Origin of the sequence: Heyndrickxia shackletonii, from assembly GCF_001420715.1 — a bacterium.
Lineage (GTDB): Bacteria > Bacillota > Bacilli > Bacillales > Bacillaceae_C > Margalitia > Margalitia shackletonii.
This window is the reverse complement of sequence record NZ_LJJC01000015.1, coordinates 309,601-331,995: the sequence shown is the minus strand read 5'-3', so window position 1 is coordinate 331,995 and position 22,395 is coordinate 309,601. Positions and strand designations below refer to the sequence as shown.

26 protein-coding genes are annotated in these 22,395 nt (G+C 42.7%); all 26 read left to right on the top strand.

Annotated features, from left to right (window positions below; translation table 11 throughout):
- Positions 1-28: 28 nt before the first annotated feature.
- Entirely contained in the window at positions 29-721 is a 693-nt protein-coding gene (locus AN964_RS23400) for a hypothetical protein (protein WP_055742202.1), read from the top strand.
- A complete protein-coding gene (locus tag AN964_RS23395; protein WP_055742201.1) occupies positions 718-945 on the top strand; it encodes a DUF4314 domain-containing protein in 228 nt (75 codons plus the stop codon). The genes AN964_RS23400 and AN964_RS23395 overlap by 4 nt, the downstream gene beginning before the upstream one ends.
- 23 nt (positions 946-968) lie before the next feature.
- Positions 969-1,157, top strand: coding sequence for a DUF5049 domain-containing protein (locus tag AN964_RS23390; protein WP_015926203.1), 189 nt, complete (start codon positions 969-971; stop codon positions 1,155-1,157).
- A gap of 89 nt (positions 1,158-1,246) precedes the next feature.
- A complete protein-coding gene (locus AN964_RS23385) occupies positions 1,247-2,851 on the top strand; it encodes a terminase large subunit (protein WP_055742200.1) in 1,605 nt (534 codons plus the stop codon).
- A gap of 43 nt (positions 2,852-2,894) precedes the next feature.
- The gene (locus AN964_RS23380) at positions 2,895-4,139 is read left to right on the top strand and encodes a phage portal protein (protein WP_001048933.1); all 1,245 of its coding nucleotides are present in this window, start codon (positions 2,895-2,897) and stop codon (positions 4,137-4,139) included.
- Positions 4,140-4,838: a head maturation protease, ClpP-related gene (locus AN964_RS23375; protein WP_055742199.1), complete on the top strand. Its 699-nt coding sequence runs from the start codon at positions 4,140-4,142 to the stop codon at positions 4,836-4,838.
- 19 nt (positions 4,839-4,857) lie between these two features.
- Positions 4,858-6,051 carry a phage major capsid protein gene (locus AN964_RS23370; RefSeq protein WP_055742198.1) on the top strand — a complete coding sequence of 398 codons (1,194 nt, stop codon included), beginning with the start codon at positions 4,858-4,860 and terminating at the stop codon, positions 6,049-6,051.
- A 12-nt stretch (positions 6,052-6,063) separates the two neighbouring features.
- Positions 6,064-6,276 carry a head fiber protein gene (locus AN964_RS23365; RefSeq protein WP_055742197.1) on the top strand — a complete coding sequence of 71 codons (213 nt, stop codon included), beginning with the start codon at positions 6,064-6,066 and terminating at the stop codon, positions 6,274-6,276.
- 26 nt (positions 6,277-6,302) lie between these two features.
- Positions 6,303-6,623, top strand: a complete 321-nt coding sequence (locus AN964_RS23360) for a head-tail connector protein (RefSeq protein WP_000257312.1) — start codon at positions 6,303-6,305, stop codon at positions 6,621-6,623.
- Between the two features lies 1 nt (position 6,624).
- Positions 6,625-6,960: a head-tail adaptor protein gene (locus tag AN964_RS23355; RefSeq protein WP_055742196.1), complete on the top strand. Its 336-nt coding sequence runs from the start codon at positions 6,625-6,627 to the stop codon at positions 6,958-6,960.
- Between the two features lie 5 nt (positions 6,961-6,965).
- The gene (locus AN964_RS23350; RefSeq protein WP_040303601.1) at positions 6,966-7,397 is read left to right on the top strand and encodes an HK97-gp10 family putative phage morphogenesis protein; all 432 of its coding nucleotides are present in this window, start codon (positions 6,966-6,968) and stop codon (positions 7,395-7,397) included.
- 71 nt (positions 7,398-7,468) lie between these two features.
- A complete protein-coding gene (locus tag AN964_RS23345) occupies positions 7,469-7,735 on the top strand; it encodes a hypothetical protein (protein WP_244885904.1) in 267 nt (88 codons plus the stop codon).
- A 3-nt stretch (positions 7,736-7,738) separates the two neighbouring features.
- Positions 7,739-8,329 (top strand): major tail protein, encoded by a 591-nt coding sequence (locus AN964_RS23340; protein ID WP_018664396.1) that lies wholly within the window; start codon positions 7,739-7,741, stop codon positions 8,327-8,329.
- Positions 8,330-8,340: 11 nt separating this feature from the next.
- On the top strand, positions 8,341-8,727 hold the full coding sequence (locus AN964_RS23335) for a hypothetical protein (RefSeq protein ID WP_053995425.1): 387 nt from the start codon (positions 8,341-8,343) through the stop codon (positions 8,725-8,727).
- Positions 8,728-8,774: 47 nt separating this feature from the next.
- Positions 8,775-8,915, top strand: a complete 141-nt coding sequence (locus tag AN964_RS26845; protein ID WP_163258573.1) for a hypothetical protein — start codon at positions 8,775-8,777, stop codon at positions 8,913-8,915.
- A gap of 14 nt (positions 8,916-8,929) precedes the next feature.
- Positions 8,930-11,350: a phage tail protein gene (locus AN964_RS23330; protein WP_055742195.1), complete on the top strand. Its 2,421-nt coding sequence runs from the start codon at positions 8,930-8,932 to the stop codon at positions 11,348-11,350.
- Positions 11,340-12,215 carry a phage tail family protein gene (locus AN964_RS23325; protein ID WP_235950457.1) on the top strand — a complete coding sequence of 292 codons (876 nt, stop codon included), beginning with the start codon at positions 11,340-11,342 and terminating at the stop codon, positions 12,213-12,215. Before AN964_RS23330 ends, AN964_RS23325 begins: the two co-directional genes overlap by 11 nt.
- 2 nt (positions 12,216-12,217) lie before the next feature.
- Positions 12,218-14,155, top strand: a complete 1,938-nt coding sequence (locus AN964_RS23320; RefSeq protein WP_055742193.1) for a siphovirus ReqiPepy6 Gp37-like family protein — start codon at positions 12,218-12,220, stop codon at positions 14,153-14,155.
- 167 nt (positions 14,156-14,322) lie between these two features.
- Complete coding sequence (locus AN964_RS23315) at positions 14,323-14,676, top strand: hypothetical protein (RefSeq protein ID WP_233276194.1); 354 nt, start codon at positions 14,323-14,325, stop codon at positions 14,674-14,676.
- 16 nt (positions 14,677-14,692) lie between these two features.
- A complete protein-coding gene (locus AN964_RS23310) occupies positions 14,693-17,047 on the top strand; it encodes a hypothetical protein (RefSeq protein WP_055742192.1) in 2,355 nt (784 codons plus the stop codon).
- A gap of 75 nt (positions 17,048-17,122) precedes the next feature.
- Positions 17,123-17,563: a phage holin family protein gene (locus AN964_RS23305; RefSeq protein ID WP_027625352.1), complete on the top strand. Its 441-nt coding sequence runs from the start codon at positions 17,123-17,125 to the stop codon at positions 17,561-17,563.
- A gap of 31 nt (positions 17,564-17,594) precedes the next feature.
- Complete coding sequence (locus AN964_RS23300; protein WP_055742191.1) at positions 17,595-18,296, top strand: N-acetylmuramoyl-L-alanine amidase; 702 nt, start codon at positions 17,595-17,597, stop codon at positions 18,294-18,296.
- A 198-nt stretch (positions 18,297-18,494) separates the two neighbouring features.
- Positions 18,495-18,743 (top strand): SHOCT domain-containing protein, encoded by a 249-nt coding sequence (locus AN964_RS23295; RefSeq protein WP_083489528.1) that lies wholly within the window; start codon positions 18,495-18,497, stop codon positions 18,741-18,743.
- Between the two features lie 52 nt (positions 18,744-18,795).
- Entirely contained in the window at positions 18,796-20,358 is a 1,563-nt protein-coding gene (locus AN964_RS23290) for a recombinase family protein (protein ID WP_055742190.1), read from the top strand.
- Positions 20,359-20,772: a recombinase family protein gene (locus AN964_RS23285; RefSeq protein ID WP_055742189.1), complete on the top strand. Its 414-nt coding sequence runs from the start codon at positions 20,359-20,361 to the stop codon at positions 20,770-20,772.
- A 3-nt stretch (positions 20,773-20,775) separates the two neighbouring features.
- The gene (locus tag AN964_RS23280) at positions 20,776-22,347 is read left to right on the top strand and encodes a recombinase family protein (RefSeq protein WP_055742188.1); all 1,572 of its coding nucleotides are present in this window, start codon (positions 20,776-20,778) and stop codon (positions 22,345-22,347) included.
- Positions 22,348-22,395 lie beyond the last annotated feature (48 nt).

The window sequence follows — 22,395 nt, the reverse complement described above, 5'->3', positions numbered from 1 at the left end:
GTACCGAAAGTAGAAAGGCGGTATGAAAATGCAGATTAACTATAATGTTACAGGACCAAAAAGAAAAGCACTGGTTAACGCAATCAGCCAAGAACTAAATGCCCCTGTAAAATATCTCGGAGCACCTACATTTGCATATGAGGTGGCAGACTACAATGTTAACAAAAACGGAGTTCTAAGTGGACCAGACAATAAGGAACTGGTCGATGATCTATTGAGATTTCACGATCTCAAAGCAATTTCAGAAGAATTTGACACACCACTTCCGAAAGCAGAAGTAAATGAAAGGGAAGAATCTATCAATCTGATAATTCAAATGCCACGGGCGGATTTTACCGACACGGCAATCGAGAACCTAAAAGGATTAGTAGAAAGTAAAGCTACTCTTATAAAGAAAGCACTTGATACGGACTCCATTCCCATCATTGAAGATGAGGAATATGTCACCTTCCCTTGGTTTCAAGGTAAGTGCGCCTCAGAGGAGGTTAAGGCATACACCCATTTTGTCACGGCACTTTGCGAAATGGCGAAAAAACAGACCCGTGTCAACTCCACCGAGAAATCAGTAGAGAATGAAAAGTACGCTTTCCGTTGCTTCCTGCTAAGGCTCGGCTTTATCGGACCAGAATATAAGATGGGACGAAAGATTCTCCTCTCGAAGCTTTCAGGTAGCTCCGCTTTCAAAAGCGGAACGTTCAAGCAGGAGGTGAGTGAACAATGAATATCATTCACCCTGAAATGCTAAAGCAACTTAGAAGCTATTACACTCCAGGAACACGTGTGATGCTACTTAAAATGAACGACCCTTATACTAAACTTCAGCCTGGATCTAAAGGTACGGTTACTAGTGTTGATGACATAGGAACAATTCATGTCAGTTGGGATTCGGGTGGTTCCCTTGGAGTAGCCTTTGGTGAGGATTTATGCAAGAGAATCGAAGAGTAAACATGAATCGGGGGAGGTAATCAATGAATGAGATAATCAAAGAACAAATCCTTTCCATCCGAGAAAGTGGAGTCACAAATATGTTTGATGCAAATCGAGTCCAGTATGAAGCAAATGAACGAGGGTTTTATGAATTGGTAGTCTATTTAATAGACCATAAAACGGAATATGCTCATTTCATACTGACGGGGGAAGTGGATGAAAAGAAGTAAATAAAATTTAACTAGGATAAGGAGAAGGGCTTCATCTATAGGATTGAGGCTCTTTTCTTTTGTCCTTTTTCATAAAAGGGGCGGTGTTTATGCGGAAACTAAAGAAATATAAGCCGACCGCCTTTATAGCTGATGGGTCATATTACGATAAGGATGCTGCTGATTACGCTGTAGCTTTTATCGAAGCACTCTCCCATACGAAAGGTTTATGGGCAGGTAAGCCTTTTGAACTTATCGATTGGCAGGAGCAAATAATCCGTGATTTATTCGGAATTTTAAAGCCAGATGGATATCGGCAGTTTAACACTGCTTATGTAGAGATACCTAAAAAGATGGGAAAAAGCGAGCTTGCCGCAGCAATTGCGCTTCTCCTCACTTGCGGTGATGGTGAAGAACGGGCAGAGGTGTACGGTTGTGCCGCTGACCGCCAGCAGGCATCAATTGTATTTGAAGTAGCAGCCGATATGGTGCGGATGTGTCCAGCGCTGAATAAACGAGTAAAGTTGCTTGCTTCAACTAAGCGATTGGTGTACCTGCCGACCAACAGCTTCTATCAGGTATTGTCGGCTGAAGCCTACTCCAAACACGGCTTCAATATACATGGTGTTGTTTTTGATGAACTTCATACTCAGCCAAATCGGAAACTATTTGATGTTATGACGAAAGGATCTGGGGATGCAAGGACCCAACCGCTGTATTTTCTTATCACCACTGCGGGGACGGATACTCAGAGTATCTGCTACGAAACACACCAAAAAGCGGTTGATATTATTGAGGGCAGAAAATACGATCCTACCTTTTATCCCGTAATCTATGGCGCCAAAGAAGAGGATGATTGGACAAATCCAAAAGTTTGGAAGAAAGCAAATCCAAGCTTGGGAATTACGGTGGGGATTGACAAGGTAAGGGCTGCTTGTGAAAGTGCAAAGCAAAACCCTGCTGAAGAGAACAGCTTCAGGCAGTTAAGATTGAATCAGTGGGTTAAACAGTCTGTCCGTTGGATGCCAATGGCAAAGTGGGATGCCTGTGCATTTCCAGTTATACCAGAAAGTCTTGAAAGGCGGGTATGTTATGGGGGTCTTGACCTATCTTCTACAACAGACATTACAGCCTTTGTGTTGGTGTTCCCACCAGAGGATGAAACAGATAAATACATTGTTCTTCCGTATTTTTGGATGCCAGAGGACAACATTGACCTCCGAGTCCGAAGAGACCATGTGCAATACGATCTTTGGGAGAAGCAAGGGTATATTCTAACCACAGAAGGCAATGTAGTGCATTACGGCTACATTGAGCGGTTTATTGAAGAACTGGGCGAAAAGTATAACATTCGAGAAATTGCGTTTGACCGTTGGGGAGCTGTTCAAATGGTTCAGAACCTTGAAGGATTAGGCTTTACTGTCGTTCCTTTCGGTCAAGGCTTTAAAGATATGTCACCACCAACCAAAGAACTGATGAAATTGACATTAGAAGAAAGAATAGCACACGGTGGGCATCCAGTGCTTCGTTGGATGATGGACAACATCTTTATAAAAACTGATCCGGCGGGCAACGTGAAGCCGGATAAAGAAAAAAGTACAGAAAAAATAGATGGCGCGGTGGCAACTATCATGGCACTTGATCGTGCTATTCGTTGTGGCTCAGGTAATAGTGGAGATTCGGTGTATGACGAGCGAGGTTTGATTGTCTTTTAAACCTTAATGGTTAGCACAATGTTTATATTCGGAGGTGATGCCTATGAATCTAATAAAAGGACTGTTTCGTTCAAGAGACAAACCGCAAAATCGTGTGGGTAGTGCGTTCTCCTTCCTGTTTGGCGGTACATCATCTGGCAAAATGGTTAATGAACGTACTGCAATGCAGGCAACAGCAGTGTATGCCTGCGTAAGGATATTAGCTGAAGCGATTGCCGGACTGCCACTTCATGTATATAGATATCGTTCTGATGGAGGTAAAGAAAGGATTCCTTTCCACCCGCTGTATTACCTTCTTCATGATGAACCAAATCCAGAGATGACTTCATTCGTGTTTCGAGAAACACTGATGAGTCATCTTTTACTTTGGGGAAATGCCTATGCACAGGTGGTCAGAAACGGTCGTGGGCAGGCAGTTGCACTTTATCCCCTACTTCCTAACAAGATGGAAGTTAGTCGAGCAACAAACGGAGAGCTGGTCTATACCTACTATCGTGATACTGATGAAAGTGGCCTAAACCCAAAAGGTGGCTATGTCACACTCCGTAAAGATGAAGTTCTACACATACCTGGCTTAGGTTTTGATGGACTCATTGGCTATAGCCCAATCGCTATGGCGAAAAATGCAATCGGTATGTCACTTGCTACTGAAGAGTACGGTGCGGCATTCTTTGCCAATGGTGCTAATCCCGGAGGTGTGCTGGAACACCCAGGAGTAATCAAAGATATACAGAGGGTCAAGGATAGTTGGAATAGTGCCTACCAAGGCACAGGCAATGCTCACAAAATTGCTGTGTTGGAAGAGGGCATGAAGTTCCAAGCCATTGGTATCCCGCCTGAACAGGCACAATTCCTAGAAACACGGAAATTCCAAATTAATGAGATTGCGAGGATTTTCCGAGTACCGCCCCATATGGTGGGAGATTTAGAGAAATCCAGTTTCTCCAATATTGAGCAGCAGTCTTTGGAGTTTGTAAAATACACCCTCGATCCTTGGGTGGTGCGATGGGAACAAAGTCTCCAGCAATCGCTTATTTTGCCTTCTGAGAAAACTTCACTGTTTATCAAGTTCAATTTGGACGGTCTGCTTCGTGGTGATTACCAAAGTCGTATGAATGGCTACGCTACAGGTCGTCAAAATGGCTGGATGTCAGCCAACGATATCCGTGAACTGGAGGACATGAACAGAATACCGGCTGAGGAAGGCGGCGATTTATATCTGGTTAACGGAAATATGACAAAACTGGCTGACGCAGGTGCGTTTGCCAAAACCGAAGGAGGTCAGTAAATGAGGAAGTTTTGGAACTGGGTGCGAGATTCTGATGAAGAACGTACCCTCTATTTAAATGGAGTGATATCCGAAGAAACGTGGTGGGGCGATGAGGTCACACCTAAGATTTTTAAAGATGAATTGCTGGCAGGCACCGGCGATATTACGGTGTGGATTAATTCCCCTGGTGGTGATGTGTTCGCAGCAGCCCAGATTTATAACATGCTGATGGAGTATACCGGAAAAGTCACTGTAAAGATTGATGGGCTTGCGGCAAGTGCGGCATCCGTTATTGCAATGGCAGGTGGGGATGTGTATATGTCCCCAGTTTCCATGCTGATGATCCATAATCCATCAACCATTGCTATCGGTGACAGTGAGGAAATGATGCGAGCAAAGGTTTTATTGGATGAGGTTAAGGAAAGCATTATTAATGCCTATGAGTTAAAGACAGGTCTTTCTCGAACAAAACTCTCCCATCTGATGGATGCAGAGTCCTGGATGAATGCCAATAAAGCGATTGAACTTGGTTTTGCAGATAAGATCATGTTCATGGAAAGTGAAACACCGGATTTGACAGATAGTCTTATCTTTAGCAGGATGGCGGTTACTAACTCGCTTATCAGCAAACTGCCAAAACAACCAAAACAACCAAAACAGAAAACAGGTACACCCATTGAGTCGCTGGATAAGCGGCTTTCTTTAATTTCGCACTAATTTTAAGGAGGAAATAACAATGAGTAAAATTCTTGAATTGCGTGAGAAACGCGCTAAAGCTTGGGACGCAGCAAAGGCATTCCTTGATTCAAAACGTGGCGGTGATGGACTGTTATCCGCTGAGGACACGACAACCTATGAAAAAATGGAAGCCGATGTGGTGGCTCTTGGTAAGGAAATTGAGCGTTTAGAACGTCAAGCATCTATCGACTTGGAACTGTCGAAAGCAACCAGTAACCCAATTACGAACGAACCTACTAGAACTGGAGAGGAAAAGACTGGTCGCGCAAGTGCTGAATACAAAAAAGCTTTCTGGAATGCGATGCGTGATAATGTCAGCTATGAAGTAAGGAACGCTTTAAAGATTGGCACTGATTCCGAAGGCGGATTCCTCGTGCCAGATGAGTTTGAGCGTACGCTTGTAGAAGCTCTAGAGGAAGAAAATATCTTCCGTAGGTTGGCCAATGTAATCACTACATCTTCTGGTGACCGCAAGATTCCTGTTGTTGCAAGCAAAGGCACTGCAAGTTGGATCGATGAAGAGGGAGCTATACCAGAGAGTGATGACAGCTTCGGTCAAGTATCGATTGGTGCTTATAAACTAGCAACGATGATCAAAGTCTCTGAGGAACTGCTAAATGATTCCGTGTTTAATCTCGAAAGCTACATCACAAGAGAATTCGCCCGTCGCATTGGTAACAAGGAGGAGGAAGCCTTCTTCATAGGTGACGGTACAGGAAAGCCAACAGGAATTCTGAATGCTACTGGTGGTGGTCAAGTTGGGGTTACTGCGGCAAGTGCCACTGCCATCACTTTGGATGAGGTATTAGATTTATTCTACAGCTTAAAAGCACCGTATCGAAATAAGGCAGTATTCGTAATGAATGACGCCACTATAAAAGCTATCCGTAAATTAAAGGACGGAAACGGACAGTACTTATGGCAACCTTCTGTCCAAGCGGGGACACCTGATACGATTCTTAACCGCCCGCTGTACACCTCATCATATGTACCTACTATTGAAGCAGGTGCAAAGACTATGGTATTCGGTGATTTTAGTTATTACTGGGTGGCAGACCGTCAAGGACGCGTATTCAAACGATTAAATGAACTCTATGCTGTTACAGGTCAAGTAGGATTTATTGCGACTCAGCGAGTTGATGGAAAGCTGATCTTACCGGAGGCCGTTAAGGTACTCCAACAGAAAGCCTAACGGAGGTGCTTTATGAGTTATAACACGAAGAATTATACCGAACAAGGCGGAGAAAAAACTGTCATCGGAGGTGTTTTAGAAATTAAAGAAGGGGCCTCGGTTATGGGGCTTCCTGTTGCTGTAAACCAGGCAGACAGCACCGCCACCGATGTTGCTGGTCTAGTTACGGACTTCAATGCCCTGCTTGCCAAACTAAAAGCAGCTGGGCTTATGGAGGCTGACTAAGGTGGAATGTAAAGGAGGTTGGTGGTATGGCAGTGGCAGATAATCTCTTGCCTAAAGTTAAAGCGAACTTAATTTTAGCACATGATCAGGATGATGCCCTCCTTATTGGATTTATCACTGCTGCAGTCTCCTATGCACAAAGCTATCAGCACGTTCCTGAAAACTATTATGAAACACATGCCATGCCTCCAACAACAGAACAAGCAGTGATCATGTTGTCGAGTCATTTCTATGAAAGTAGAGATGGCTCGACGGCAGGTTTCTTTGCTGACAGTGTACAGGCGGGGCAACAAGTATGGAACACAGTGAACCTGCTTTTACGGCTTGACCGAGAGTGGGGTGTTTAGCATGAGTTTTGGAAAGATGAACACATTCATAGATATCATCAGTACGGTACCAATAAAGGATGAGGAAGGCTTCTCCAAAAAAGGTGACAATATACTCGTTAGTGTACTTGCTTACAAGGAAGATCGTCATGGCAGTGAGCGGTGGACGAATATGGCATCATTTTCATCTGCAACTTCTTTGTTTCGGTTTAGGAAAATTTATGGACTTAAGGTGACGAATGAAATGGTCATCGTCTGTGATGATGGCAGATATCAGATTTTAAGTGTTGAGGATGTAAGAAACCGAGGGATGTATGTCGAGGTTTTAGCCGAAAAGCTAGAACCAACTGTGAGGTGATGGATATGGCAAAAGCGAATATAAAGATGCCAGAAGAATTCCTTTTAAAGGTATCTCGATTAGCTGACCAGACCGATGTGATTCTTCCTAAGGTTTTGGAAGTTGGCGGTGAAGTGGTGCTGGATAAAGTTAAGGGAAATTTGAGCAAGGTGGTTGGCAAGGACACGAAATATCCATCCAAAAGCACTGGTGAGTTGCTATCTTCACTGGGCCTTTCTGGTGCAAAACAGGATAGAAACGGAAACTTCAATGTAAAAGTCGGCTTTGCTGAGCCGCGCTCTGATGGTGAGAGCAATGCTAAACTTGCCAGCATTATCGAATATGGCAAACATGGTCAGCCTGCAAAACCCTTCCTAAAGCCTGCGAGGAATGCATCTAGGAAACCTTGCATCAATGCAATGGTCGCCAAGCTGGAGGAGGAAATCGAGAAGATATGAATATCTTAGAGGAATTGAATACACTTGTGACCGCTATACCGCTCCCCGTGGAAACCGGGGTTTTTTCAGGTTTGGCACCAGATGAGTATGTCGTGATTCTCCCTCTTTCGGATATTTTTGAAGTTCATGCGGATAACCGTCCAGGCTTTGATGTGCAGGAAGCGAGGATATCACTGTTCTCAAAAAATAACTACCTAGAGCGGAAAAGACAGCTCACAACGGCTTTAATAAATGCAGATTTTACTGTGACCGAACGAAGATATATCGGTCACGAGGATGATACTGGATATCATCATTACGCCATCGATGTGGCGAAAAACTATAGATTGGAGGATTAACACATGGCAACGATTGGTCTTGATAGACTGTACTATTCAAAAATAACCGAGGACGCTAACGGTGAGGAAACTTATGCCCAACCTTCTGTGCTGGCAAAAGCCATCACTGCTGAACTTTCGGTAGAACTGGTGGAAGCAATTCTGTATGCTGACGATGGTGCGGCTGAGGTTGTGAAAGACTTTAACAGTGGTACTCTCACTCTCGGTGTTGACGACATTGGTCCGACAGTTGCAGCGGATTTAACTGGTGCTTCTACAGATGACAACGGAGTATTAATCTCAGCCAGTGAAAATGTGGGTACACCAGTTGCAGTAGGGTTTCGTGCACAAAGGGCTAATGGAACATACCGCTATTTTTGGCTGTATCGCGTTAAGTTTGGACTACCAGCTACCAACTTACAGACAAAGGCTGATTCCATTACCTTTTCAACACCCACCATTGAAGGAACTGTTATGCGTAGAAATAAGCTGGATGGATTGGGCAAGCACCCATGGAAAGCGGAAGTTACAGAAGGTGATCCGGGTGTTTCATCGACCACCATAACAGGCTGGTTCACTGAGGTCTATGAACCTGTATATACACCTGAACCATAGGAGGAGAAATAATGGATAATGAAAGAAGTGCCTCAATCAACATAGGTGACAAAGAGTATGAACTGGTTTTAACTACACGTGCAACAAAGGCCATTGCCGGTCGTTACGGTGGTCTTGAAAACCTTGGAGAAAAACTGATGAAATCAGAAAACTTCGAGATGGCACTGGACGAGATTGTTTGGCTAATCACGCTGCTTGCAAACCAGTCCATTTTGATTCGCAATCTTAAGAATAAGAACGCACCAGAAGAATTGTTGACAGAGGAAGAAGTGGAGCTTCTTACCTCACCGCTTGACTTAGCGGCATATAAAACTGCAATTACCGAGGCGATGTTCAAAGGTACAAAGAGAAATGTAGAAAGTGAGGAGGAAACTCCAAAAAACGTGGAAGTCGGGTAACGGACGCTGAGGTCTTTACCCGGCTTCTTTATTATGGAACGGTTCAGATGGGCATGGAAGCAGAGGAATTCTGGCTTATGCCAATTGGGCTGTTTTTTGATTTATGGACTTGCCACAAGCAATGGCATGGTATTGAAAAACCAAAGAAAACTCGGACAATTGACGATATTATCCCACTAGGCATATAGGAGGAGGTGAAGGGATGGCGGACAATTTTGGATTAAAAATAGGTGTCGAGGGTGAGCGAGAATTTAAGAAGGCACTCTCGGAAATTAATCAATCATTTAAGGTACTAGGTAGTGAAATGGCCCTTGTAACCAGTCAATTTGATAAGAATGATAAATCCATTCAATCGATCACGGCACGAAATGCCGTTTTAAATAAAGAAATTGACGCACAGAAAGAAAAGATTTCAACCCTTAAGGCTGCCCTTGACAATGCCTCCTCCTCTTTCGGTGAAAATGACCGCCGCACCCAAAACTGGCAGATCCAATTAAATAGGGCTCAGGCAGAACTGAACCTTATGGAACGTGAACTTGAGGAGTCTACAATTGAAGCGGATAATCTCGGTGAAGAGTTAGAGGATTCCGGTAAAAGTGCAGAGGATGCTGGTGGCAGGTTTGAAAAGCTTGGCGGTGTACTCAAGGGAATTGGTGTGGCGATGGGTGCGGTTGCCGTTGCCGCTGGAGCCGCGGCTATTAAGTTAGGTAAAGAGGTAGTTACTCAGTTCGGAGAATTAGAACAAAACCTAGGTGGATCGGAGGCGGTTTTTGGAGCATATGCTGCATCGATTCAGAAAACTGGTGAGGAAGCCTATAAAAATCTAGGTGTTTCCCAAAGTGAGTACCTTGCAACTGCTAACAAAATGGGCGCGTTATTCCAAGGTTCTGGTATACAGCAACAGAGAAGTCTTGAGCTAACTGAAAAGGCCATGCAACGTGCGGCAGACATGGCATCTGTTATGGGTATTGATATGTCCTCGGCATTGGAGGCAGTCACTGGGGCGGCAAAGGGTAACTTTGATATGATGGATAACTTAGGTGTTGCGATGAACGCTACAAACATCGAAGCCTATGCTCTCGCAAAGGGTCTGGATTTCACTTGGAATACTGCAACACAAGCGGAAAAAGCCGAAGTAGCAATGCAAATGTTCTTTGAGAACACAGAGCAGTATGCAGGTAACTTTGCAAAAGAATCAACCGAGACAATCTCCGGTTCTATTGGGTTACTACAGGCCGCACTTGGTTCATTTACAGCTGAACTCGGTAATGCCAATGCTGATATGACGAATCTGACTGAGAATCTTGTTGATGCTTTCGAGGCGGTTGTCACTAATATTGTACCGGTTTTAGAAAATATCGTAGCCGCCTTGCCAACAGCGACAGGCGCAATATTAGCGGCGGTTGCAGACTTGCTACCAATGCTTCTTGAATTGGTTACAAATATATTTGCGCAAGTACTGGAAACAATTTTAAATCTTTTACCAGAACTTATCCCAGCAGCAGTAAGTGCTCTAATGACGATTGTTGGAGCGTTAATTGATAACCTTCCGCTACTGATAAATGCAGCAATCGAACTAGTAACAGCACTAGTGGAGGGGATCGGCATCGCTTTACCACAACTCATCCCTGCGGCAGTTTCTGCTGTTATGCAGATTGTCCAAGGATTGATGGATAACCTACCACTCATTTTGAATGCCGCTTTGCAGTTGATTATAGGGTTAGCACAGGGATTGGTAGAGGCAATACCTCAGCTTACTTCTGCCTTACCGGTCATCATCAAAGCAATAGTGGATTTTATCATTAAATCTATTCCGCAGATTATTGAAGCGGGTATTCAATTATTGTCCTCACTGGTTACAGCTTTGCCTACCATTATTACAGCAGTTGTGGAAGCAATCCCGCAAATTATCGACAGTATCATCAGTGCTGTTATTGGTTCAATCCCTTTGATTATTGATGCAGGTATCCGGCTTTTGGTATCTCTCATTCAAGCATTGCCACAGATTATTACTACTGTTGTAGGTGCTATTCCCAAGATTGTTACCTCGCTGGTCAATGCCATTATTGGTAACATCGATAAGGTTATTTTAGCGGGTGTTCAACTGTTTGTGGCACTGATTGCAAATCTGCCAAGGATAATCGTAGAGATTGTTAAAGCAGTACCGCAGATCATCTCTGGACTGGTCAGAGCCTTTACTGGTTATATCGGTCAAATGGCTCAAGTGGGTGGCAATTTGATTAAAGGTCTATGGCAAGGTATATCAGATGCAGGTGCATGGCTATGGAGTAAAATATCTGGATTTTTCGGAAATGTTGTATCGAAGATTAAAGACTTCTTTGGTATCCGCTCCCCTTCAACTCTATTTGCTGGAATTGGCCGCAACATGGGTGAAGGTATCGGTGTGGGGTTTGAGGATGCAATGACAGCAGTTTCAAGGGATATGCAAAATGCAGTACCAACCAGCTTTGATTTTAATTACAGAGGTATATCTGGGCAAGGCAATGCCACTGGTGCAAGTATCACTCAAAACATCTCGGTAGTGACACCTAAGGCTCTATCAGAAAAAGAACTAGCACGGCAGTTTAAGAACTTATCCCGTAAACTGGCACTTGAATTGTAAAGGAGGTACGGAAATGGAGCTAACATACACCAATAGAGATGGAGAGAGCATTACGCTTAAGCAAAGCCGACCGTATTTTCTTATGAAGATAGATGGTACTGGCAACATCCGTCAAACTGTCAACACTTTCAAGGCACCAGACCAAGATGGCGCTTTTTATATTTCCTCCACACTAGATATGCGAAACATAACGATTGAAGGTACGGTTGTTGCTGATACTCCCGATGAGGCGTATAAAAGGAGACAACGCTTCCTTCAAATATTTAGTCCAAAGCTATTAGGGACGCTTCAATACCGCGAGCGACAGATATCCTGTGTTGTGGAGGAGGCAGGTTTTAGTGTTTCTAATCGGCAACGAATACCAAACTTCTTTGTCAGTCTGCTCTGCCCATCCCCTTTCTTTGAGACATTAAATGAAGTGCGAGAGGAACTAGCATCATGGATACCGCTATTTGAGTTTGAATTGGAAATTCCAATGACTGGGATGGAGTTCGGAATGCGTCAACCTAGCCAAATCATTACGGTGGAAAATATAGGGGATGTATCTTGTGGATGCGAGATAGTGTTTAGGGCCTTAGGTACTGTGTCGAACCCTGAACTATTAAACATAGACACGGGAGAATATATCCGACTTCTCACTACAATGAGCGCTGGGGATGAACTTCGTGTATATACCCATTTCGCTGGTAAGCGTGTAGTCCAGATTGATGGGTCAACGGTTACAAATGCATTTTCACTGTTAGATACGAATTCGGTGTTCTTTCAACTAGCGGCGGGTCTTAATACACTGCGTTACGATGCTTCTGTCAATATGGAACTGTTAGAGGTTAGTATTTACTTTCGTCCGCAGTTTCTGGGGGTGTGAAAATGGAACTGTATATCTACAATTCAAACCGAGAGCTTGCGGGCATTGTGGAATCTTTCGAGTACTTACGCTGGACGAGACGCTATTCCCAGTGTGGCTCATTTGAGTTAAAGGCGATAGCAACTCCAGAGAATACAGAACTCTTAAAGGAAGGGAATATCATCTGGAAAAATGATGATGAGGAAGCCGGGATCATTGAGCATCTGGAACTTTCTCAAACCGAGCATGAAATTATTACTGCAAGTGGTCGTTTTGCAACTTCCTTCCTCTCCCGCCGCATTGTTTGGCAAACGGAGAAACTGTCTGGTGACATTTCTACTTGTGTAGAGCAACTTTTAAATAATAATCTTATCAATCCTTCTGATACAGCAAGGAAGATTTCAAACATAACCTTTTCTGCTCCAAACTTAAATGTTCCCATCAGCACACAAATATCGTATAGAAATTTGATGGATGCGGTGACAGGACTATGTGTTGCCTCAGATATTGGCATTAAGACCGTGTTCTCTCCTGCGACAGGGGGATTTACCATATCGTTGTATAGAGGAAAGGAATCACAAGCAGTATTTTCTAAGGAATATGAAAATCTTACGGAACAGATTTATACAATAAGTGCAGGAGATTATGCCAACACTGCCCTTGTTGCTGGTGAAGGAGAAGGCACAGAGCGAACCTTTATTTCGATTACAGGTGGCTCAGGTGAGACAAGACATGAAATTTTTGTGGATGCTAAGGATTTGCGGGCGGAAGACTTTGGTTCGGATTACATTGATACACTAATCTTTCGAGGTCAAAGTAAGCTTAGTGAGCAGGCAATACGCTATTCATTTGATACATCTGTCAATCCACACGGTAATTTGTCATATAAGATAGACTTCGATCTTGGGCAAACCGTCAAAGTTATTTCCAAAGCATGGGGTGTATCCATGACGACACGTATCACCGAAGTCGAGGAAACCTATGACGCAGACGGCCAGAGCATCAGTGTAGTGTTTGGAAAAGCGGAGTTAACGATAGCACAAAAAATCCGCTCTGACTTAAGCGAGGTTAAAACAGCGATATTTGCTCCAACGGGCATATCCGAAATTGCACAGGCTATAGGGACCGTGGAGGAAACGTTGGGAATTGTGGAGGAAACCTTAGGTGACTTGACTGAGGTAGATTCAGAGATTCAAGGAGACAGCGTAGCATCTACTATCAATAATCTGTATGGTAAACTACCAGCACTCGAAATCAATGTGGGCGGAGGTACTATATCCATTGGACAATATGCGTTGTACCATATGAACTCTGGGGATGCCTTTTATTTCACCTCATGGAGTGGCAATAAGTTTAGTGACCAGCCAAGTGATGACGGTCATGTCTTTTTGGTAAAGCATAACGGGGATAACACGGGGAATGGCTATCAGCGGGCAATGGGTTTCTTTATTTCTCGTAATACCATGACATTTTATGTGATTTCTGTTTTCGTATTTAACAACCCTTCTGTTCAAGCAAACTGGCTTAATATCAATAACGAACCTGTAACTACTGCAAGGATTGCCAATGGAGCAGTCACTGGCTTGAAAATTACAGACCGTACAATTACAGCCACTAAACTGGCTTCTTCCTTTAGCGACTATTCAACTACAGAACAAAACACAGGGCGGCTATGGATAGATGGCAAGACGATTTATCGTAAAGAGATAAATCTCGGTTCGCTTACGGATACAACACCAAAACATGTACCTCATGGTATAGCAAACCTCAGCACTGTTGTCAGTTTAACCGGTTTTGTCACGAATGGGAGTGTTTTCTTGCCACTGCCCCTTGCTCGTTACAACAACTTTGCATCTCAAATCGGACTCTTCGTGAATATGACCGACATTGTAGTCGAACCAGGCAATGATAGAACTGCATATACAGGCTATGTAGTTATAGAGTACACAAAAACCGTTTAGTAAGGAGGGAATAGTTTATGGAGAAAAGTGGATTTTTCAACTCATCTGATGGAGATAGAATCTATGACGCAACAGATTTCGCTGCATATTTTGGAAGCCTTGTCTCGAATGGTGTATTTTATTCTACACCAACAAACCTTCTGGTGTCTCCAGGGATTGGGTTGGTAGTGAGCATAGCAGCGGGCAGTGCGTGGATTAATGGTTATCGATATGAAAATACGGATGTTTTAAACAAACCACTTTCTACAGCAGACGGAAGCAATCCTCGCATAGACCGGGTTGTGGTTCGCTTAAGTCAAATTACGAGGAGCATTCAGCTTGCCATTGTCACGGGTACTCCCGCAGCAACACCCATAGCTCCAGAGTTGACAAGAACAAGCGATGTCTATGAACTTGGCATCGCTGATGTTTTAGTACCTTCGGCTGCCACATCGATTTCAGCAAATAACATTATAGATACCCGATTGAATACTAGCCTTTGTGGGCTGGTAAACTCGCTAGTTTCGGCTGTTTATGAATAGGAGGAGGTGAATGTAAGTGGCGGATATTAATGGCATCACTCTGCAGGCGGGTTCTAGCCCGACCGTCCATTACACAATTACTTATACCAAAAGCCGTCTAAATAATAGTCAGATGAGATACAATTTCACCATATCCGCTGCGTTGGGTTCATCAGGTTCCTTTATCCGTAGTGGTTATGCATTGCTTTGCACTATGACTGTAAATGGATCTTCTTCACAGGTACGTATTAAAGCGGCGGATGGAGATAACTGGGAAGGGACCACACCAAGGCTCAGATATGTTTCGGTAACCTGCGCTTCTACTACAGGTAATGCAACCCAGCCAGTCACATTCAAAGTGGTATCTGATGGACGATTGCCATTATCCTCTGGTGTAATTACCAATTCAAGCTATACGGTACTAAGTGCTCCATTGCTTACTACAGCTTGTGGAGCCCCAACATCTTGTACTGTTTCTCCAACACTTGCAGAAGGGAATGTGACTCTTTCTTGGAGTGGGGCTTCTGGAGGTATTAATAATGCGATTTCCAGTTATGAGATTCAATATAGTGAATCTACCGATAACGTCACATGGGGAGCATGGACTGCCTTGACCACGCTGACCACCACAGCAACAAGTGGTAATGTATCCGTTGCGCCACCTCCTACCCGAGGTAATTACCGTAGATTTCGGGTGCGAACCCGTGGTTCAGCAGGTGCTAGTTATTACTCTGGCTGGAAAGTATCCACAAACAGCGTCCGCAGAAACACTGTACCAAAGCCAGCAACGACCGCTATTGCATCCCCTGCAGCATATAGTGATGAAACGATTACACTGACTTGGAGTGGGGCATCAAGCGGTACGAGTCCAATTAAGGGATATCAAATTGCCAGTCGTACTTCAACGGATAATAGTACTTGGGGTGCGTGGAATGTGTTGACTACGTTGACATTGGCGGCAAGCGGTGGCAGTTATAATCCAATAGTATCGAGGACTCCAGGAACATATACACAATTTGGTATTTGGACAATTGATTCATTGGATGTTTATTCAATAGAGAAAGTCAGCAATAGCATTTATTGTAACGTGACAGCTTGTACAGCACCGACCCTTTGCACGGTAAGTGCAACATTATCCGAAGGAAATGTTACTCTCTCGTGGAGTGGAGCATTTGGTGGTGCAGGTAATGCCATCACATCCTACGAAATACAATATAGTGAGTCGCCTGATAATAGCAACTGGGGTGCTTGGTTGGCATTGGCTATCGTCAATACTTCAGCAACAAGCAGTATTTTAAATGTCAGTCCACCTACCACACGTGGTCATTATCGTCGGTTCCGAATAAGAACCCGTGGTACGGCTGGAGAAGATTTTTACTCAGACTGGGCTATATCTAGCAACACTGTTCGTAAAAATATACTGCCGATCCCACCGACTATTTTTGCCGCAAACCCTCCAATATATGAAGCTAATACAATAAATCTTTCATGGAGTGGGACGGTACCTGGAACCAGTGCGATTAAGCAGTATGTCATACAACAGTCTACATCGACAGATGGTGTGAATTGGTCGGCATACGTAGCACTGACGACTATTATTTCAAGCAATACCTCAGGTAGCCTTCAGGTAAATGCTTCACAAATAGCTGGTCGGTATACCCGTTATCGAATCAGTGTTACAGATGCACTTGATGCAGTTTCTGCCTTTGTAGTTAGCAACATGGTAAAGAAAAACAGCCCACCTGCATCACCAGTAGTGGACTGTCCAATGTCTGGCAATTTTACTTATAACTCTACACCACGTTTTATGATTACAACAGGAATTGAACCAGATGGACAAACACAAATAGTGGAGGTAAGGATTGATTCTGGTCCATGGCAAAATAGCGTGGACAATCCTGAGCGGTTTTCTGTAAGCGGCTATCTTGGTAATGGTGTCAAGACGGTTTACCAAGCAGAACCTCTTTCTGTAGGAAATCATACGGTTACTTTTCGTTGCCTTGACAGTGATATCGAGTCAGCAAGCACAGAAGTTGTTCGTACCTTCACGATTTTAGCATTACCTTTTGAAATCATCACCGCTAATGTGACTCATGTAAAGGCAGCGCATATTAAGACGCTTCGAACTGCTATAAACAGGGTACGTAGCTATTACAATATGTCCCCTGCAACTTGGAAAGAGGAGATCATCGCAAGAAAGACCACTGTTAAGAATTGGCCATTCCATATCGTTGAAATGCGTAAAGCTATTGATGCGATTACTATGATAATTAATAGTTTTGATTCTTCCCATGCATTCGATATACCATCTGTCACATGGCTACCTATTGGTACAGGAAGACCTAGGGCAGATGTGATGCAACAAATTCATGACCTAATAAAAATAATGTAAAAATAAAATTCAGCGCTCTTGTCATTTGCAGGGGCGCTTTTCTATATGGAAATACACGAAACGGAGGTGTCTTTAATGAAAGAAATTTGGAATTGGATACAGCTAGCTATTGCCGCAGTCGGTGGATTTCTTGGGTGGTTTCTCGGCGGTTATGACGGATTTCTCTATGCACTGGTAGCCTTTGTGATCATTGACTACCTGACAGGTGTCTTTTGTGCAATTGCAAACAAAAAACTGTGTAGCGAAATCGGTGCTAAGGGGATTTTCAAAAAGGTACTCATCTTTATAATGGTAGGCATCGCTCATATTATCGATACACAAATTTTGGTTAGTATTGGAGAAAATAGTGGGATTTTACGAACTGCAGTAATCTTTTTCTACCTAAGTAATGAAGGAGTATCCATTTTAGAGAACGCTGGACATATAGGACTGCCTATTCCAGAAAACCTAAAATCTGTTCTACAGCAACTACATGGACGTGATGGGGAACCGCCTAAGCCTGGTGGTGGAAGATGATTGACTTAATATTTGATTAGAGGTGATTTTAATGAAGTTACGCAAACTATTACTTACGAACAATGCCTGCTATAAAGCGGGTAAAACCATAACACCAAAGGGTATTATGGTTCACTCGACTGGTGCAAACAACCCATGGTTGAAGCGCTACGTTGGCCCAGACGATGGCTTGCTAGGAAAGAACCAGTATAACAACCATTGGAATCAAGACAAACCTGGAGGGCGTAAAGTCTGTGTCCATGCCTTCATTGGTAAATTAGCAGATGGTTCCATTGCTACCTATCAAACATTACCTTGGAATCACCGAGGTTGGCATGCTGGAGGAGCCGCTAATAATTCTCATATTGGTTTTGAAATTTGCGAGGACGGATTGACCGATGCCTCGTATTTTTCTGCTGTTTACAAGGAAGCTGTGGAGCTTTGTGTACATCTTTGCAAACTCTATGGGTTTAGTGAAAAAGATATCATCTGTCATAGCGAAGGTTATAAACGAGGCATTGCCAGTAATCATGCAGATGTGATGCATTGGTTTCCTAAGCATGGGAAGAGTATGGACACCTTTCGAGCGGATGTAAAGAAACTATTAAATGCTGAAAATAAAACAGTTGAGCTGGTGAATAAGAAATATTACCGTGTGCAAATTGGTGCTTATTCTGATAAAGCAAATGCGAATGCACAGCTAGCCAAAGCTAAAAAGGCAGGCTTTACGGATGCATTTATTAAGTATGATTAATCAAAAGGGCGAGTTTAAAACGGTGTTTCTTGATTTTCACAAAGTCTCTCAAATAAATTATTATTAAACAATTAATTTATCTAGCCTGTGGGGGTTCTTCCCTTGCAGGCTCTTTTTTTATGCCTTGATTCTAATTAAATTTTACAAATCCTCAACTTCGACCTGTTCCTACGGCTATTAGGTAGGAGGTGATTCCTAGTGAATCAGCACGAGGATAAAAAAGTTACGAAGATTTCGGATGAGGTTATAGACAAAAGCACCACCGCACTTAAGAGAGTTTCACAGGAACAGTTACAATGTGAGTTTGATTATATCCAGGCAGAAAAGATGCTGAGAAAGATGCTCGAAAAAGGCTTAATAACTGAAGTGGAATTTAACAAGATAGACGCATTAAACCGCCAAACTTTCTCCCCTTTTTTAGCTGAGATAATGCCCTGGAATCGTTGATATATAAGGGTTTCAGAGGTAATATGTGACCTACCAAGAAGGAGGTGAGAGGATGAAAAAGATAACGAAAATAGAAGGAAATCTAGCCAACTCTTTTATTAAGCCAAAAACCCGAGTAGTTGCCTACTGCCGTGTTTCAACAGATAGTAATGAACAGCTAGTCAGCTTGCAAGCACAAAAGGCCCATTATGAGACCTACATAAAGGCGAATCCAGAATGGGAATATGCAGGCCTATATTATGATGAGGGAATCAGTGGCACGAAAAAGGAGAATCGCTCTGGCTTACTTAGGATGTTATCAGACTGTGAAACTGGGAGAATTGACCTAATCATTACAAAGTCCATCAGCCGATTTGCGAGAAATACTACAGACTGCTTGGAGATGGTTCGAAAACTGATAGACCTTGGGGTTCATATCTATTTTGAGAAGGAAAACATCAATACAGGTTCAATGGAAAGTGAATTGATGCTCTCCATTTTAAGTGGGCTTGCAGAAAGTGAGTCAATTTCCATTTCAGAGAATACGAAGTGGGCCATTCAAAGACGATTTCAAAACGGAACCTTTAAAATTTCCTACCCACCATATGGGTATCAAAACATTGATGGTCAAATGAAAGTAATCCCTAAGCAGGCTGAAATTGTGAAGTATATTTTTGCAGAAGTATTATCGGGCAAAGGTACACAGAAAGTTGCAAATAATCTTAATCAAAAGGGTATCCCATCAAAAAGAGGTGGCCGTTGGACGGCTACTACCATTCGAGGGATTCTGACCAACGAAAAATATACTGGCGATGTTATTTTGCAAAAGACTTATACGGACAGCCATTTTAACAGGCACACCAATTACGGTGAGAATAATATGTATCTAATAGAAAACCATCATGAGGCAATTATTAGCCATGAGGATTTTGAAGCTGTAGATGCCATTCTTAATCAGAGAGCAAAAGAAAAAGGCATCGAAAAACGCAACAGCAAATATCTAAACCGATATTCTTTCTCCAGTAAAATTATTTGCTCTGAATGTGGCAGTACCTTTAAAAGACGGATTCATTCATCTGGAAGAAAATACATCGCTTGGTGCTGCAGTAAGCATATAAGCAATATAACGGAATGTTCTATGCAGTTCATACGAGATGATGATATAAAGACTGCATTTGTTACGATGATGAATAAACTCATATTCGGTCAGAAATTCATATTAAGACCACTTTTGAATGGATTACGTAACCAGAACAATGTGGCAAGTTTCAGCAGAATTGAAGAATTGGAAACTAAGATTGAAAATAACATGGAGCAGAGCCAGATGCTGACGGGTTTAATGGCCAAAGCGTATCTGGAACCTGCCCTGTTTAATAAAGAAAAGAATTCACTGGAAGCAGAAAGAGAAAGGCTTCTTGCTGAAAAGGATCAACTTACTCGTTCCGTCAATGGCAATTTTGCAAAAGTAGACGAAGTTGCCCGTTTACTTAAGTTTGCCACTAAGTCCAAAATGCTCACAGCCTATGAGGATGAGCTGTTTGAAAATTACGTAGAAAAGATTATTGTTTTTTCACGAGAGGAAGTCGGATTTGAATTAAAATGTGGAATCACATTGAAGGAGAGGTTGGTGAATTAGATGGGTCACACACCCTATGGATATAGAATTGAAGATGGAAAGGCTGTTGTGGATGATATAGCAGCAGAAAAAGTAAGAGAATTATTTTCAGGGTACTTGGCAGGACTTTCTTTGAAGGGGGCTGCTAAAAAAGCCGGGATAGACTGCTACCATGCCACAGCAAGTAAGATGTTGCAGAACAAGCATTACTTGGGCGATGAATTCTACCCTCCAATTATTGATGAAGAGACCTTTGAAAAAGCCAGAGTAGAAAAACGAAAACGAGCAGAAAAGCTCGGAAGGATATGGGAGCCTAAAGATGAACCGGTAAGGGATTACCCTGTAAAGTTCAAAGTAAAACCTCTGGTGCAAAAATATGAAGATCCATACAAGCAGGCGGAATATGCTTACAGTCTGATAGAAAGTGAGGTGTAACAAGTGGCGGTAAGTAGGAATGTAACAGTGATTCCGGCAATTAAACGGGTTGGAAATAATAAAAATAGTGAAAGCAAACCCAAAATACGAGTGGCTGCTTACTGTCGTGTTTCAACGGATAGTGAAGAGCAGACTTCAAGTTATGAAATTCAGATCGAGCATTATACAAAATATATTAAGAAGAACAAGGAATGGGAACTGGCAGGTATTTTTGCAGATGACGGCATCACAGGTACAAATACCAAGAAGCGTGAAGAGTTCAACCGCATGATTGAAGAATGTATGGCAGGAAAAATTGACATGATTATCACAAAATCCATCAGCCGATTTGCCAGAAACACGTTGGATTGCCTTAAATACATCCGTCAGTTAAAGGATAAAAACATAGCGGTATTCTTCGAGAAAGAGAATATCAACACCATGGATTCTAAGGGTGAAGTATTACTGACTATCATGGCATCCCTTGCCCAACAAGAAAGCCAATCCTTAAGCCAGAACGTTAAGCTAGGTATTCAGTATCGATATCAGCAAGGTGAAGTACAGGTCAACCACAAGCGTTTTCTCGGATATACTAAAGATGAAAACAAGCAACTGGTGATTGACCCAGAGGGTGCAGAGGTTGTTAAACGAATTTACAGAGAGTACCTTGAGGGTGCTAGCCTTTTACAGATAGCAAGAGGGTTAGAAGCAGATGGTATTCTAACAGCGGCAGGCAAAGCCAAATGGAGACCAGAAACATTGAAAAAGATACTGCAGAACGAAAAATATATTGGTGATGCACTTCTACAAAAAACATATACGGTTGATTTCCTTTCTAAAAAGCGAGTAAAGAATAACGGCATCGTTCCCCAGTATTATGTGGAAAATAGCCATGAGCCTATCATTCCACGTGAGCTTTTTATGCAAGTTCAAGAAGAGATGGTTCGAAGAGCAAATCTTCGCAGCGGCAAGGGTGGTAGAAAGCGAGTTTACAGCAGTAAGTATGCTTTATCGAGTATTGTTTACTGCGGACACTGTGGCGATATTTACCGACGGGTACATTGGAATAACCGAGGTTACAAGTCAATCGTTTGGAGATGCGTTAGTCGATTGGAGGAAAAGGGCTCTGAATGTACTGCACCTACCATAAACGAGGAAACGTTGCAGACAGCAGTGGTCAAGGCTATTAACGACCTTTTGGCTAACAAAGAACCCTTCATCCAGGCGCTACAGAAAAACATAGCTACTGTATTTAATGAAGAAAATGATAATGCCACTGATGACCTTGATAGCAAATTGGAAGAATTGCAACAACAGCTTCTTATCCAAGCAAAGTCCAAGAATGACTATGAAGATGTCGCTGATGAAATTTACCGCCTTCGAGAATTAAAGCAAAATGCACTAGTTGAAAATGCAGAGCGAGAAGGAAAAAGGCAACGAATCGTTGAAATGACTGATTTCTTGAATGAGCAATCCTGCGAGCTGGAGGAATATGATGAGCAGTTAGTAAGACGGCTTATTGAGAAAGTAACAATTTACAACAGCGATTTAACTATTGAATTTAAATCAGGAATTGAGAGACAAATAGAAATGTGAAATATAAATCTACCCAAGCCCATGTTAATGCATACATGGGCTTATTTG